Origin of the sequence: Variovorax sp. W2I14 (assembly GCF_050435205.1) — a bacterium.
In the GTDB taxonomy this organism is placed as follows: Bacteria; Pseudomonadota; Gammaproteobacteria; order Burkholderiales; family Burkholderiaceae_C; genus Variovorax; species Variovorax paradoxus_C.
In genome coordinates, this window is sequence record NZ_JBNDJX010000001.1 from 2,571,861 (window position 1) to 2,586,260 (window position 14,400).

A 14,400-nucleotide genomic window follows, 5' to 3' on the forward strand; every position below is an offset into this window, starting at 1 on the left:
GGGCGCTCCCTTTCTCTCTTCGACTAGCGTTCAGAAAATTCGTAGTGAAAGTCGTCTTGCGCCGCGCTCAGTTGCACGGCGGCGAGCTTGCGGCCACTGACCGTGGCGCCGATGACTTCCTCGCTCAATCGGGGCAGGATGGTGTGCGTGAGGATCGCATCGATCATCCGGCCACCCGACTCTATGGCGGTACAGCGGCGCGCCACAAGCTCCACGGCGCTGTCGTTGTAATCCAAAGTAATTCCGTGATTCGCCGCGAGCCGCGTGGCGATGCGGTCGAGTTGAAGACGGATGATGCGATGCAACGCATCGGCCTGCAACGGGTAATAAGGCACTACAACCAGCCGCCCGAGCAGCGCGGGCGCGAACACCTTGAGCAGCGGTTCACGCAGCGCCGCTGCAAGAGGTTCGGGGTCGGGGCGCAGGGTCGGGTCTTCGCACAACTGCATGACCAGGTCGGTGCCGACGTTGGAGGTCATGATGATCACGGTGTTGCGAAAGTCGATGTGGCGGCCTTCTCCGTCTTCCATCCAGCCCTTGTCGAACACCTGGAAGAAGATCTCGTGCACGTCGGTGTGCGCCTTCTCGATCTCGTCGAGCAGCACCACGCTGTAGGGCCGGCGGCGCACGGCCTCGGTGAGCACGCCGCCTTCGCCGTACCCCACGTAGCCCGGAGGCGCCCCCTTCAGCGTGGAGACGGTGTGCGACTCCTGGAACTCGCTCATGTTGATGGTCACGAGGTTCTGCTCGCCGCCATACAGCGCTTCCGAAAGCGCGAGCGCAGTCTCCGTCTTGCCCACGCCCGAGGGGCCGCAGAGCAGGAACACGCCGACAGGCTTGTTGGGGTTGTCCAGCCGCGCACGCGCGGTGCGGATGCGCCGCGAGATGGTCTCCAGCGCATCGGGCTGGGCCACCACGCGGGCCGAGAGGATCTCGCCCAGGCGCAGCACCGACTGCGCATCGTCGCGGACCATGCGGCCGATGGGAATGCCGGTCCAGTCGGCCACGACGGTGGCGATGGCCTGCGCATCGACGGCGGCCAGGATGAGCGGCGATTCACCTTGCAGCTGCACGAGCCGGTCCTGCGCCTCGTTGAGTTCGGCGCGGATCGCTTCGGGCGTTCTCTCGCGTTCGGAGGGATCGGAGGGCTCGGCGTCCCGGGTCTGTTCCTCGGCCTCTTGCTCGCCCTCCTCCACTTCAGCCTGCGCCGGCACGGCAGCGGGCGACAGCAACTTGCGCAGCGCCACGATGCGCTCGACCAGGGCGGCCTCTTCCACGCGCCGCTGCTCCAGCAGATCGAGTTCGGCCTGTGCGGCGGCCACTTCGGCCGCGATGTCTTCGACACGCTGACGCTCGCCCACGCCGATGGCCGCCTCGCGCCCCGCGATGCCCGACTCGATGCCCAGCACCTCGATGCGCCGCTGCAGGTCTTCCAGCGCAGCCGGCAGCGCATGCTGGCTCAGCGCCACGCGCGCGCACGCCGTGTCGAGCAGGCTCACGGCCTTGTCGGGCAACTGCCGCGCGGGAATGTAGCGGTGCGAGAGGCTCACGGCGGCTTCAAGCGCCGCATCGAGGATCAGCACGCCGTGGTGCTTCTCCAGCTCCGCCGAAATGCCGCGCAGCATGATCACCGCCTTGGGCTCGGTGGGCTCGTGGACCTGGATGGTCTGGAAGCGCCGCGTGAGCGCCGGGTCTTTTTCGATGTACTTCTTGTACTCCGACCACGTCGTTGCGCCGATGGTGCGCAGCCGCCCGCGTGCGAGCGCAGGCTTGAGCAGGTTGGCTGCATCGCCGGTGCCGGCCGTGCCGCCCGCCCCCACCAGCGTGTGCACTTCATCGACAAACAGCACGATGGGTTTGGGGCTCTTCTCGACCTCGTCGATCACCTGGCGCAGCCGCTGCTCGAACTCGCCCTTCACGCCCGCGCCGGCCTGCAGCAGCGTCGGGTCGAGCACCCACAGCGACACGTCCTTGAGCGAGGGCGGCACATCGCCCGAAGCCAGGCGCGAGGCGAGCCCTTCGACCACCGCCGTCTTGCCCACGCCGGCCTCGCCGGTGAGCAGCGGATTGTTCTGCCGGCGGCGCATCAGGATGTCGATGATCTGGCGGATCTCCTCGTCGCGGCCGTAGACCGGATCGAGCTCGCCCGCACGCGCCTTGGCCGTGAGGTCACTCGCGTACTTCGCAAGCGCCGAGCCGCCTGCCGGCGCGCCATCGCCCTGGTGTTGCACGGCCGGTGCGCCGCCGCTCGGACCCTCGTTCGGCGTGACGTCATAGTCGTCCTCCGGCGAGCCTTCGGTCCACGCGTCGAGTTGGGCCACCAACACATCGGGCACGATCTTGTCGAACTCGCGCGAGATGCCCGAGAGCACCTGGCGCAGCCCCGGCGTCTTGGTGATGCCGGCCAGGAGATACCCGCCGCGAATCGACGTGGCCTCGAAGCGCAGGCTCGCATACACCCACGCGCGTTCGACGGCGTTGTCCACGTGTTCGGAGATATCGCTGATCGACGTCGCACCATGCGGCAGGCGGTCGAGCGCGCGCACGAGGTCCTGTTCCACCGCATCGCGGTTGAGCCCCGCGCGCTTGATGATGCGCAGCATGTCGCTGTCCTGCAGTTGCAGGATCTGGTGCAGCCAGTGCACGAGCTCGACATAGGCATTGCCGCGCAGCTTGGCGAAGGCGGTGGCGGTCTCCAATGCCTTGTAGAGCATCGGGTTCAGCTTCGAAAAGAGAGAGACGCGGCGGATGTCGGTCATAGGGCCATGGAAGAAGCGGACCCGGCAGGCACTGCGGCCGCCGATGCGTCACTGGGATAGAGCGGGGGATACAGCGCCTCGGGCTCGAACAGCATGTCGCCGGCGTCGGTGTCCGAGAGGCGCGTGCCGACCCAGGTGCCCCAGCCGAGGCGCTGGTCGCTGCCCAGTTGCATGCCGCGCGCCTCCTGTTTCTTGAGCACCAGCCTCAGCTCCCAGGCGAATTCGATGCCGACGTACTGCCGCACCCAGTCGACCACCTGCTGCAACCGGCGGCTGCCCGGCAGGAATTCGCGGAACTGCTGCTGCGTGAGCGGGCCGAGTTCGAGGCGAAATTTGCTCTGCGCATCGCGCACCGCCAGGCCAATGGTGGCCCCGCCCCCGAGCCGGTGGTTGCGTCCGAAGAGCCCGAGCCTGCTCACCTGGCGCTCGTCGATCATCACCCAGTCGCTCACGAATTCCTCGACGCGCACCGGCACGTCGAAGTACAGGCGCAGGATCTGGATCAGCCCCTCGGGGTTGCGCGTCTGGCGCACGAGATGGCCCGCCATGAAGGTGCGCGCGTGGTCGGCGATGCGGTCGCGCTCCTTCAGGCCCGGCTGCCCCATGTTCATGAGGCTCGCCACGTAGTCGACGAAGCGGTGGCCGTCGGGGCGGTCCAGGCTGTTGACCGATTGCGCATCGGCCCAGGCCCGGTAGAACAGCAGGATGAGCCGGTGGTGGAACAGATCGGCGAAGGCGCTGAGCGTGTGGTCGTTGTGGTGGCGCTTGCGTTCGCGCGCGTACTCGGTCAGGTGCAGCGGCAGCGGACCGTTGGGGCCGAACAAGCCGAAGCCGTAGATCGAGATGCGCGGCGGTCCGTCGCCATCGGCATCCACACCCGACACGTTCGACGGCGCGAAGGCCATCGAAGGCTCCTGCCCGAGGCGCAGCGGTTCGTCCGATGGGCGGGGCGCGCGGCCCAGCAGGGGATGGTCGCCGTGCGCATCGAGCCTGCGCAGCAGCATGAACAGGTCGTGCTCGAAGGGCTGCTCGACCAAGCCGGCCCACAGCGCGGGGTCGGCCAGCAGCGCATCGCGGCGGCCCGTCGGTGCAATTTCCAGCGTCTCCTGGCCGGCGGGTTCATCGAACGAATGCGCCTCGAACAGCTCCTCGCCCTCCACCTGCGCGGCCTGCGGCATGTCGTCGGAGAAGCCGGCTGTACTCATACGGCGGGGCGGCGTCCGACCCGTGGGGTCCAGCGCGCGATTTCGCCGCGCTGCAGGCTGGAGAGCGCGAACTCGGTGAAGGCATTGAGCGACACGTGGCGGCTGAAGAACTGCTCCAGCACCGCGCCGAAGAGATACGGGCTCGCGCCGGAAAACGCGACCTCGTCGATCTTGAGCGCCACCTCCACGCCGCGGCCGAAGACGATGGGCCCCGGCTCGGGCAGGCGGCGGAACACCGGCGCGAGCGCCATCGAGCGCACGCCCTGAATCTGGCGGCGTACCGCGGGATCGGCGAGGTTGCCATAGAGGTCGAGCATCTCGCGCAGCGCGGCGGCACCCTGCGCGGCATCGACGTCGGTCAGGCTCAGGTAGTTGAGGCCCAGGTGACTGATGAGCCGCCAGGTGAGCGCGCCTTCGGCCAGCGCCGGGTACGGCCGCGAAGGGCCGCGCAGGATGCGGATCGAGCGCACGGGCGCCGAGATGCGCAGCGTGAAGTCCGATTCGAGCCCCGTCGGAAGCAGCAGCGGCAGGTCGCGGTTGGTGCACAGCGCATCGAGCGTGATGTGCCGCAGGCTGTGCGGAAACGGCGCGTCGTGCTGGTCGACCAGCGACACGTAGACCTCGCTGCCGGTGTAGCTGGTGCGCGTGCCCTGCGCGCGTGCGCGATCGGACATCAGGCGTGGTTCGCGGCGCAGCGAGAAATACGCGCCGAAGTCGCCGTCGTCGGTCGCGAACGAGCCAAGGAAGGGGCGGAACTCGCGCTCCTCCGAGCCGTTGGTCATGTGGCCGGTGACGCGCTCGACGGTGAAGATCTCGAAGTCGCGCGGGCGCGTGCGGTCGATCACCGCGTGGTGCTCGTGCTGGCCCGGCCCGACCGGGATGCGGTCGCTGCGCCGCGGCACGAGGTTGATGATGGGCGTACAGAAGAGCGAGAAGTGCTTGGCGTCCACCACCCTCTCCAGGTCGCCGTCGCTGCGGTCCAGAAGGATCACGATTTCCATCGTGCTCCCGCCGATGGCCGAGACCGCCGCGCGCAGGTTCTTCACGCTGAAGAAAAGATAGCGATCGGGAAACGCGAAGTACTCGTGCAGCAGCCGGTAGCCCTGGAACGAGCGCGCGTCGTAGGGCAGCAGCGCCCGGTCGGGATCGAAGCCTTCGTGGCGGATGGCCTCGTCGCCCAGCGGCACGATGCGCGCGGTGGCGCCGGGCCCGCTGCGGCACACGGCTCCCACGCTGCGGTGCGCCACCAGTTCGAGCACGCGCAGCGCGTGCAACTCGGCGCCCGAGAGAAAGAATTCGAGCCGGTCGAGCGGCATCTCGGAGAACCTGGCGCCGCCCACCGCTTCGAGCTTGATGGTGATCGCGCTCTTCGCCTGGCGCGCCACCATCGGCATCGCATGCCCGATTTCCGCGGGCACGGGGCCGATGCCGGCCTCGGTGATCCTGATGGGCCACAGCGTGACCGGGTGGCCGGTGCGGAACTCGCACGCCGTCTGCTCGCCCTTGATCATGCGGCCGCGCAGGACGGTGTGGCGCGGCAGTTCGTAGCCCGCCTTCAACGAGCCTTCGTTGAGGTTCCCGTCGATCTGCACCACCGCCATGGCGGGCAGCGGCGCGAGGAAGTTGGGGTACACCACCTCCAGGAGGCGCTGCGAGAAGCGCGGAAACTCCGCGTCCATCTTGAGCTGGATGCGCGCCGTGAGAAAGCTGAAGCCTTCGAGCAGGCGCTCCACGTACGGATCGCTGACCTCGATGCCGCGCATCCCAAGGCGGCCCGCGATCTTCGGATAGCGCTGCGCGAACTCGGCCCCGAGCTCGTGCATGTAGGTGAGCTCGCGGTTGTAGTAGTCGAGCAGCCTTGCGTCCATTCAGAGCCCTCCCGTCGGCCGCAGGATCATGTGACCGCTTTCGAGGTCGAGCTCCGAGCGCAGGATGAATTCGATCGGGTAAGGCACCGACCACAGCGTGCCGCGAATCTCCAGCGCGAGCAGGTTGTGGTGTTCGAGGTCGGCCGCATCGGTCACGCAGCGCACGTCGATGCTGTCCTTCATGATGCGCGGCTCGAAGTCGATGATCGCGGCCCGGATGGCGGCCTCGACGTCGGCGAAGTCGACCTCCGACATGCGCCCGCCGGCCCAGCCGCGCACGCCGTAGTTGACGACCGAGCGCCGCGCGCGCGGCATGGCGTTGATGCCGTGTTCGGTGCCGAAGTTGGTGGTGTTGAGCAGCCACTGCAGGTCGCGCAGCACCGAGTCGCGCAAGAGCCTGCCGCTCATGAGAAAACTGCCCGCGCGCTCCTGGCGGTTCTGCGGCTGCTTGTCGGTCAGGCGATCGAGCAGCACGGGCTGCAGGCGGTCGCGCGCGACGCTTTCCTGCGGATCGCCATCGGCGTCGATCGCCGCGGAACGGCTGGCGGGCAGCATGGTGCTCACGGTGCGGCGCCCTCCGCGGTTGCTGCCGAATCGAATTCGACGAGGCGCACATCGAGCAATGAATGGTCGCCGGCTTCGCTGATCAGCGTGCGCTGGCCGACGCCCGCGTACTGCTCTTCGCCGGCCAGCGGCAGCCAGTCGGTGCGGCGGCCCAGCGTGGTTTCGTCGTCGAGCGCATCGAGCTTGCCGGGATAGCGCACCGGCACCAGGCCGTTGAGCCCGCGGCCATCGTGCAGCACGATCTCGGCTGGCGCCCACAAGAGATCGACCAGATGCTGCGGACGCTTGAACTTCAGGCGGCGCACCGCATGCAGCGGCAGCCATGCGTAACCCGAAGGCGTGAGAAGTTCGAGCACGGCACCCATGCGCACGTCGCCATCGCAGAGCCAGGCGAACTCGATGGTGTCGACCGGCTCGCCGTCGATGGCCTGCACGGCACGCGAATCGGAGCGGTCGACAACGCCCAGCATGCCTTGCGATGCGGGCGCATCCTGCCGCGCCGCTTCGCGCAATGCAGCCGCTTCGCCAGCCTGCTCGGGTGGCAATGCCACGGCGGCGATCAATCCGTCGACCCACGGCGCCTGGCCGGCAACGACAGCCGGCGCGCGGCCGCCGTTCCAGAACTCGGTGCGGTGGCGTTCGCCCGCCAGCGCCATCGCGCAGGTGGCGCTCGCCGGCGCGAAAGAGGGATCGATCTTCGCCGCGAGCTTGAGCTGGTCTTCAGCCCGCTGCCACTCGCCGCGCAGCGCGAGGAAGTGGCACAGGGCAAGGCGCAGGCTGGCGTTCTGGGGGCTGGCACGGATCTGCCGCTGTACCCGTTCGGTGTGCTCGGCCACGGAGCGTTCGCCCAGCACTGCAAACCCATCGCCCATGAAGCTTCCTCATTGACTGACTCGCGCACAGGGCCGAGTCGTCCGGTGGTGATCGATCCTCGGCCGGAAGCGGGCCTTCCTTGCATCGGCGCGCGAGTTGCTCGCGCGGCCCGCCTCCGACATGACGGCAACAGGAAGCCCTCGGGCTTCCTTGTTTTCCTTGCCCTGAAGACTCAGGCCTCCTTGTTTTCCTTGAGGTTCCAGGCCAGCACCGTCTCGGCCCCCTTGCCGCCCTTGTCGGTCTGCTCCCAGTACTGCTGCTTGACCTTGGCGGCCTGGAATGCGAACTGCACGAGCACCGCGTCGCCGCCCTGCTCCGCCGTGTACTGCACCGAGGTGACCAGCACTTCCTCGAGCGTGACGCGGGTGTATTCGATCTGCGTGCCGCCGGCCTTGCACAGCGACACCTCGACCTTGCTCAGGTGCTTGCCGCTCGCGCAGTTCTTCAGGATGGAAGGAGCCGCCTTGTCGATGCGCGCAACCACCTGCAGGTCGTTGAAGCTGGCCTTGCCCACACCGCCGCCGCCGCCGCTGACCATGTTTCCAGGCTGCGTTGCACCCCACGCGAACGACTTGATATCGCTCCAATCCTTGTGGTTCGAGTCCTTGGATTCGCCGTTCGCGCCCTCAACGCGCATGAACATGTCTACTGCCATGATTAACCCCCAAAGTTATTTGCGCCCTCGTGGAGCACCGTTGATTTAGCTGCTGTCCTTCTTGTTGGACGGCAGCTTCGAAACCAGCCGCAAGGAAACCGTCAACCCTTCGAGCTGATAGTGCGGCCGGAGAAAAAACTTGGCGGCGTAGTAGCCGGGGTTGTCTTCGATGGCTTCCACCTGGACCTCCGCCGCCGCCAGCGGCTTCATTGCCTTCGTGTCCTGCGACGATGTGCCGGGGCTGCCATCGACGTAGTTCATGATCCAGTCGTTGAGCCAGCGCTCCATGTCCTCGCGCTCACGAAACGATCCGATCTTGTCCCGCACGATGCACTTGAGGTAGTGCGCAAAGCGGCAGCACGCGAACAGGTACGGCAGGCGCGCCGCGAGGTTCGCGTTGGCCGTGGCGTCGGCGTCGTAGTACTGGGCCGGCTGCTGCAGCGACTGCGCGCCGATGAAGGCCGCGAAGTCCGAGTTCTTGCGGTGCACCAGCGGCATGAAGCCGTTCTTGGCAAGCTCGGCCTCGCGCCGGTCGCTGATCGCGATCTCGGTGGGGCACTTCATGTCCACGCCGCCGTCGTCCGTCGGGAAGGTGTGGGTGGGCAGGTTCTCCACCGCGCCGCCCGATTCGACGCCGCGGATCGAGGTGCACCAGCCGTACTGCTTGAACGAGCGATTGATGTTCACGCCCATCGCATAGGCCGAGTTGGCCCAGGTGTAGCGGGTGTGCGCGGCCGAATCGGTTTCTTCCTCGAACTCGAATTCGTCCACCGGGTTGGTGCGCGCGCCGTACGGCAGACGCGCCAGGAAGCGCGGCATGGCCAGGCCGATGTAGCGTGCGTCTTCCGATTCGCGCAACGAGCGCCATGCGGTGTGCTCGGTGTTCTGGAAGATCTTGGTGAGGTCGCGCGGGTTCGACAGCTCCTGCCACGAATCCATCTGCATCACCGTGGGCGACGCGCCCGCGATGAAGGGGCAGTGCGCGGCCGCGGCGATCTTGGCCATCTCGCCGAGCATCTCGACGTCGGGCGGGCTGTGGTCGAAGTGGAAGTCGCCGATCAGCGCGCCGAAGGGCTCGCCGCCGAACTGGCCATATTCGGCTTCGTAGATTTTCTTGAACAGCGGGCTCTGGTCCCAGCCGATGCCCTTGTGGCGCTTGAGCGAACGCGCCACTTCGCGCTTGGAGGCACACATCACGCGGATCTTGAGTTGCTCGTCGGTCTCGGTGTTGTTCACCAGATAGTGCAGGCCTCGCCATGCGCCTTCGAGCTGCTGGAAATCCTCGTGGTGCAGGATCTGGTTGATCTGCTCGGTGAGCTTGCGGTCGATCTCGGTGATGATGCCCTGAACCGTGCGATAGGCATCGTTGGAGATGGTGACCGTGCTCTCCAGCGCCTGCACGGCGAGCGTCTTGACGGCGTTCTGCACCGCCTCGCGCGCTTGCTCGGTCTTGGGCTTGAATTCGCGCTGCAGGAGGTCGGAGAACTCGTTCGGCGCCAGTGCCTCGACCGTGGTGGCCTGTGCGCGCGCTGTCTGTTTCGGTGCGGTGCTCATGGTGGGAATCCTGTCGGCTTGCTGTCGTTGCTCGGGCTTTGCGCTTACTCGGGAGAACCGCCGGGCGCGAGGCCCGCTTTCTCGTTCGCCGCATCGACCGCCTTGGCGACCGCCGGGTTGGGCGCGGAGGCGAGCGACTTGAGCAGCGCCGGGTTCTGCAGGGCTTGCGCGATCAACTGCTCCGCGCCGTTCTTGCCGTCCATGTAAGAGAGCAGATTCGACAGTTCGGTGCGTGCCGCGAGCAACTGCTGCAACGCGCCCACCTGGCCCGCGATGCGCGCGGGCGAGAAGTCGTCCATGGTGTCGAAGGTGATGTCGACATTCATCTGGCCTTCGCCCGTGAGCGTGTTGGGCACCTGGAACGCCACGCGCGGCTTGATCGACTTCATGCGGTCGTCGAAGTTGTCGATGTCGACTTCCATGAAATCGCGCTCGGCCAGATCGGGCATCGGGTCCATCTGCTTGCCCGCGAGGTCGGCGATCACGCCCATCACGAAGGGCAGCTGGATCTTGCGTTCGCTGCCGTAGATCTCGACGTCGTACTCGATCTGCACGCGCGGCGCCCGGTTCCGCGCGATGAACTTCTGACCACTGTTTCTGACACGGTTGTCTGCCATAAGCTTCCTCTTGAAACTGAATCCATGGGTCGGACCCGACTGTCTGTCCTGGCGGTGCGAGCCTTCGGCATCGGCAACGGTGGCCGCCTATTCAGGCGCGGCACCGCCGTTCAACGGCCGTCCGGCCAGGCCTTCGATCTTCTGCAATCCCTCGGGCACAAGCTCTTCGATGATCTGGAAGAAGTTGAGGTCCATGAGTCTTTGCGCTCGCCGTATCAGCATGGGCGCCGGATGGCTGGGCTCCGTGCGCTCCAGGTATTCGCATGCCTTCTCCAACAGCACCTGCACATCATCGCGGCTCGATATTTCAATCTCTTTAATACTTATTGCGCGTAGTCCTGCACCGACATTTGCGGTACCCGGAACGGCGGCGTGCGCACTTGCCGCGGCGCTCTGCGCGGCGCCCTGCGCAGACCCATCGCCTTCATGCGAAGCATCGGCCAGCGGCTGCGCCTTGGCCTGCTCGGGCAGCAACTGCATCACAGTGCGAAGCGAGCGTTCGAGCCGGGAGAAATCCGGCGCCCAGCTCTGTCCCAGTGCGCGCTCGCAGGTCTCGCGAATGCGCTGCAGCAGTTCGAGCGCGGAACGCAAGGCCACCACCGCGGGTGTTGCCTTCTCGTGCGCGCGGCGCGCCGCTTCGCGCAACCGGCCGATGCCGCCGGGGTAATCGATCTGATCGGCCTTGCTCGAATCGAGCAGGGCTTCGACCTGCCGCAGGCTCACCGACGAACCGCCATCGTCGAGAAGGCGAGCGTCGCGCACACTGCGCCCGAGCCCTTCGGTTTCAGCCAGTGCAGCCAGCGCATTCATGCGCGGCAGCGGGTCTTCGAAGCCATCGGCAATGACGCGCGGATGCACGTCATCCCAGAACTTCTGCAGCACCACGTCCACCAGCCGAAGGCCGTCGACATAGCCGGAGAGCCCGCGGGTCTCGGTCCATGCGAGGGTCAGCGGAACCAGCACCCGCAGGTCGCGCGTGCGTTCGCACAACTGTCTGGCAATGCGTTCCACGCGGGCCCAGTCGGGCGGCTCCGCGGGAATGATCGTTGCGCCGAACTGTTGCTCCCGCTTGCCCGTCGCCGCTTGTTGCAACGCCATGAAATCGGGGTCGTACTCCAGATCCTCGCCGCATGGAAGCGGGCCTTCGACAGGCGACTGCAACAAATCGATCTCACTCGGCAACAACCGGTCCCCCTTGTGATTAACCATCGTCAACACTTGTTATCTTGAGGGGAACCGAAGGCATGGTCAACCGCAACCGAATGCAACTTGGCGCGATGAATTCCAAAGAAGTACAACTTCTTTTAGACATCACACAGAAGTCCTACAACAGAGCACAGGTGAATGCGCGAGGCTGCTTACGGGATCGTGCGCAAGACCTCGATGCACGCGCGCCGCGAGGTGTTCGCGCGTTGGATTTCCAGAGGGCGCAGCACACCCACGTCATGCATATGACATAACGAATTTCTAGACTGCCCCCGAAGGCTTGCAACCGTAAAAAGCTCCAAGGGTCAGGGAAATTCCGAATGACGCGTACCGCTCAGGTTCACACCGCACTCGGTGCAGAGCACCTCAAATTCCGCGCCATGCGTGGGCACGAAGGCCTCTCGCAACTGTTCGAGTTCGAGGTAGACATGGTCAGCACGAGCTTCAGCCTCGACCTGAAGACGCTGCTGGGCACATCGCTCACCATCGAACTGCAGGACGGCGGCGCACCGCGTTTTCTCAACGGCACCGTGGTGCGCTTCGAACTCGTGGGCCGTGCCAACGAAACCGGCCGCCACTACATCTACCGCGCGCTGGTGCAGCCCTGGCTCTGGTACCTCACGCGCACCACCGACTGCCGCATCTTCCAGAACAAGAGCGCGCCCGAGGTGCTAGACGATGTGCTGGGCAAATACGGCTTCCAGTTCGAGAAGCGCCTGGCCGGCAACTATCGCCCGTGGGAATATTGCGTGCAGTATCAGGAGAGCGACTTCGCCTTCGTGAGCCGCCTCATGGAGCACGAAGGCATCGCCTATCACTTCGAGCACAGCAACGGCGCCCATCTTCTGGTGCTGGCCGATGACACCGGCGGCTACGCCAGGCTGCCGGGCTACGCGACCATTCCCTACCGTCCACGCGACCGCGTGGTCAACGCGATGGAGCCGTGCATCGACCGATGGCGCATCTCCGAGCAGATCACCTCGGGCCGCGTGATGCTCGACGACTTCGATTTCAGGAAGTCGCGCGCCTCGCTGCAAAGCGTGCAGCAGGACCCGAAGGGCCACGAGCATTCGACCTACGAAGTCTACGAATGGCTCGGCGGCTACAGCGAGCACGGGCAAGGCGATGCCTACGCAAAGGTCCGCCTGCAGGAGCTGCAGTGCGCGCACGAACTGGCTTCGGGACACACCAACGTCCTGGGCATGGCACCGGGCCACCTGTTCGAGATGACGCACTGCCCGCGCGAATCCGACAACCGCGAGTACCTCGTCACCGAGACGCGCTACGACCTGCAGGAGCCCGAGTATTCGAGCGGTGGCAGCGCGGAATCGGTGTGCGAATTCGACTTCACCGTGCTGCCCTCCACCGTGGCCTACCGCCCCGCGCGCAAGACGCCCAAGCCGCGCACCAACGGCCCGCAGACCGCCACCGTCGTCGGACCCGAGGAGATCTGGACCGACCGCTTCGGCCGCGTGAAGCTGCAGTTCCGCTGGGATCGCTATGGCCAATCCGACGAGAACAGCTCCTGCTGGGTGCGCGTGTCGAGCAACTGGGCCGGCGCCAACTACGGCACCATGCACATGCCGCGCGTGGGCCAGGAAGTGATCGTCGATTTCATCGGTGGCGAACCCGATCGCCCCATCATCACCGGCCGCGTCTACAACAGCGACCAGATGCCGCCCTGGGAACTGCCCGCCAACGCCACGGCCAGTGGCATCCTCACGCGCTCGAGCACCGGCGGTGCGGCCAACCAGGCCAACATGCTTCGCTTCGAAGACCGCACGGGCGCCGAACAGATCCTGCTGCACGCCGAGCGCAACCTCGACGTGGAGGTCGAGGCCGACGAGACCCACACCACCGGCGGCACCCGCACCACGCTGATCAAGGGTCATGAGTCGGCCACCTACCAGAGCGGCGAGACGCGCGAGATCACCGCGGGTGCGAAGGAAACCATCACCGGCGGCGACACCCGCGACGTGACGGGAGGCTTCGGCGAGACCATCGGCGGCGGCGTGAACCAGACCATCTCCGGCGGCAAGACGCGCATGCTCAGCGGCGGGCTGAACGACACCATCACCGGCGGCGTCCAGCTCGCCATCACCGGCGGCTTCAACGGCACCATCGACGGACAGGAAATCCGCTTCGTGAGCGCGGGCCGCAACGACACGATCAACACCTCCAACACCGTGCTGGTCAACGGCCCCTCGACCACCACGGTCACCGGCCCGACGGTGCACACCTCGCCGGACGTGACCTTCAACACCACGAACCACATCCACAACACGACGCAGCACGTCATCAACACGACGAACTACAACACGACGTCGACCACCTACAACAACCTGACCGTCAACTACACCAACAACTCCGCCACCTACATCAACAACTACGCCAAGAGCAGCGACTGGCGGCTGTTCCGCGCCGGCGGGGTGGGCCTTCGCATCAGCCTGGTGGGCATGTCGTTCGACGTGTGGGGCGCGCGCCTGCAGTACTACGCCGGACTCAATGCGCAGATCGCGACCGTGAAGATCGACACGGCCGTCTTCTCGCTGAAGAACAAGCCGCTCGAAGTCAGCGCCAAGGGCCTGGCCATTGCCAACAAGGGCATGCTCATCGCCACCGGCGGCCTGGCCGCGAAGTTCAAGGTGCTGACCCTTGTGGTTTGAAACGCTGCTCTGGATCGTCTTCGCCGTCGTGATGAGCGCGGTGATCGTGACCGCCGTGTCGGTGGCGATCGTCGCCTCGCGCGAGAACCGCATCTATTCGGCCGAAGAGAAAACCTGGAAGCGCCTGGCGCAACACGGCGTTCCGGCGGAGGCCATCGTCGAATCGGTCAAGCGCTCGGCGCACGAACTCACGCGCGGCGGCTCGCAGGGACAAACGGTGCTGGCGGTCGAGATGTCGCTGAAGGTATTCGACGGCGCGGGCGGCTCGAACCCGGCCGTCGTGCGCACGCTGGTCGACGAAGCCCTGCTGCCGCAGTTCTGCATTGCCGGCACGCGGGTGCACCTGCTGCGCGACCCTCACGATGCATCCAGCCTGGCCATCGACCGCACGCGCACGCCGCTGGAAATCGCGCGCGCCGCGGGTTGATGCAAG

11 protein-coding genes are annotated in these 14,400 nt (G+C 66.2%); 2 read left to right on the forward strand and 9 right to left on the reverse strand.

All coding sequences use genetic code 11. The features are described from left to right. Positions 1 to 23: 23 nt before the first annotated feature. The 9 genes from tssH to tssA all read right to left on the reverse strand — a co-directional run bounded on the left by tssH (position 24) and on the right by tssA (position 11,304). Positions 24 to 2,759, reverse strand: a complete 2,736-nt coding sequence (gene tssH, locus QF040_RS11975) for a type VI secretion system ATPase TssH (RefSeq protein WP_429611217.1) — start codon at positions 2,757 to 2,759, stop codon at positions 24 to 26. Further along, a complete protein-coding gene (tssG, locus tag QF040_RS11980) occupies positions 2,756 to 3,964 on the reverse strand; it encodes a type VI secretion system baseplate subunit TssG (RefSeq protein WP_429611218.1) in 1,209 nt (402 codons plus the stop codon). Before tssG ends, tssH begins: the two co-directional genes overlap by 4 nt. After that, positions 3,961 to 5,832 carry a type VI secretion system baseplate subunit TssF gene (gene tssF, locus QF040_RS11985; protein ID WP_429611219.1) on the reverse strand — a complete coding sequence of 624 codons (1,872 nt, stop codon included), beginning with the start codon at positions 5,830 to 5,832 and terminating at the stop codon, positions 3,961 to 3,963. The genes tssG and tssF overlap by 4 nt, the downstream gene beginning before the upstream one ends. Beyond that, positions 5,833 to 6,387: a type VI secretion system baseplate subunit TssE gene (tssE, locus tag QF040_RS11990; protein WP_429614645.1), complete on the reverse strand. Its 555-nt coding sequence runs from the start codon at positions 6,385 to 6,387 to the stop codon at positions 5,833 to 5,835. Positions 6,388 to 6,392: 5 nt separating this feature from the next. Next, positions 6,393 to 7,268, reverse strand: coding sequence for a type VI secretion system accessory protein TagJ (locus tag QF040_RS11995; protein WP_429611221.1), 876 nt, complete (start codon positions 7,266 to 7,268; stop codon positions 6,393 to 6,395). 173 nt (positions 7,269 to 7,441) lie between these two features. Further along, complete coding sequence (locus tag QF040_RS12000) at positions 7,442 to 7,924, reverse strand: Hcp family type VI secretion system effector (RefSeq protein ID WP_429610607.1); 483 nt, start codon at positions 7,922 to 7,924, stop codon at positions 7,442 to 7,444. A 45-nt stretch (positions 7,925 to 7,969) separates the two neighbouring features. After that, positions 7,970 to 9,478, reverse strand: a complete 1,509-nt coding sequence (gene tssC / locus QF040_RS12005; protein ID WP_013541319.1) for a type VI secretion system contractile sheath large subunit — start codon at positions 9,476 to 9,478, stop codon at positions 7,970 to 7,972. 44 nt (positions 9,479 to 9,522) lie between these two features. Next, positions 9,523 to 10,095, reverse strand: a complete 573-nt coding sequence (gene tssB / locus QF040_RS12010; RefSeq protein WP_429611222.1) for a type VI secretion system contractile sheath small subunit — start codon at positions 10,093 to 10,095, stop codon at positions 9,523 to 9,525. 87 nt (positions 10,096 to 10,182) lie between these two features. Next, the gene (tssA, locus tag QF040_RS12015; protein WP_429611223.1) at positions 10,183 to 11,304 is read right to left on the reverse strand and encodes a type VI secretion system protein TssA; all 1,122 of its coding nucleotides are present in this window, start codon (positions 11,302 to 11,304) and stop codon (positions 10,183 to 10,185) included. A 317-nt stretch (positions 11,305 to 11,621) separates the two neighbouring features. Between tssA and QF040_RS12020 the strand changes: the two genes are divergently transcribed. Next, positions 11,622 to 13,967 (forward strand): type VI secretion system Vgr family protein, encoded by a 2,346-nt coding sequence (locus QF040_RS12020; RefSeq protein ID WP_429611224.1) that lies wholly within the window; start codon positions 11,622 to 11,624, stop codon positions 13,965 to 13,967. Continuing rightward, complete coding sequence (locus QF040_RS12025; RefSeq protein ID WP_306879290.1) at positions 13,957 to 14,394, forward strand: hypothetical protein; 438 nt, start codon at positions 13,957 to 13,959, stop codon at positions 14,392 to 14,394. The genes QF040_RS12020 and QF040_RS12025 overlap by 11 nt, the downstream gene beginning before the upstream one ends. Positions 14,395 to 14,400: the final 6 nt, after the last annotated feature.

Coding starts and splice junctions, on each gene's coding strand:
- tssF (WP_429611219.1), bottom strand. CDS start 5,832: ATGGACGCAAGGCTGCTCGACTACTACAACCGCGAGCTCACCTACATG.
- tssH (WP_429611217.1), bottom strand. CDS start 2,759: ATGACCGACATCCGCCGCGTCTCTCTCTTTTCGAAGCTGAACCCGATG.
- QF040_RS12000 (WP_429610607.1), bottom strand. CDS start 7,924: ATGGCAGTAGACATGTTCATGCGCGTTGAGGGCGCGAACGGCGAATCC.
- tssB (WP_429611222.1), bottom strand. CDS start 10,095: ATGGCAGACAACCGTGTCAGAAACAGTGGTCAGAAGTTCATCGCGCGG.
- tssE (WP_429614645.1), bottom strand. CDS start 6,387: ATGCTGCCCGCCAGCCGTTCCGCGGCGATCGACGCCGATGGCGATCCG.
- QF040_RS11995 (WP_429611221.1), bottom strand. CDS start 7,268: ATGGGCGATGGGTTTGCAGTGCTGGGCGAACGCTCCGTGGCCGAGCAC.
- tssC (WP_013541319.1), bottom strand. CDS start 9,478: ATGAGCACCGCACCGAAACAGACAGCGCGCGCACAGGCCACCACGGTC.
- tssA (WP_429611223.1), bottom strand. CDS start 11,304: ATGGTTAATCACAAGGGGGACCGGTTGTTGCCGAGTGAGATCGATTTG.
- tssG (WP_429611218.1), bottom strand. CDS start 3,964: ATGAGTACAGCCGGCTTCTCCGACGACATGCCGCAGGCCGCGCAGGTG.
- QF040_RS12020 (WP_429611224.1), top strand. CDS start 11,622: ATGACGCGTACCGCTCAGGTTCACACCGCACTCGGTGCAGAGCACCTC.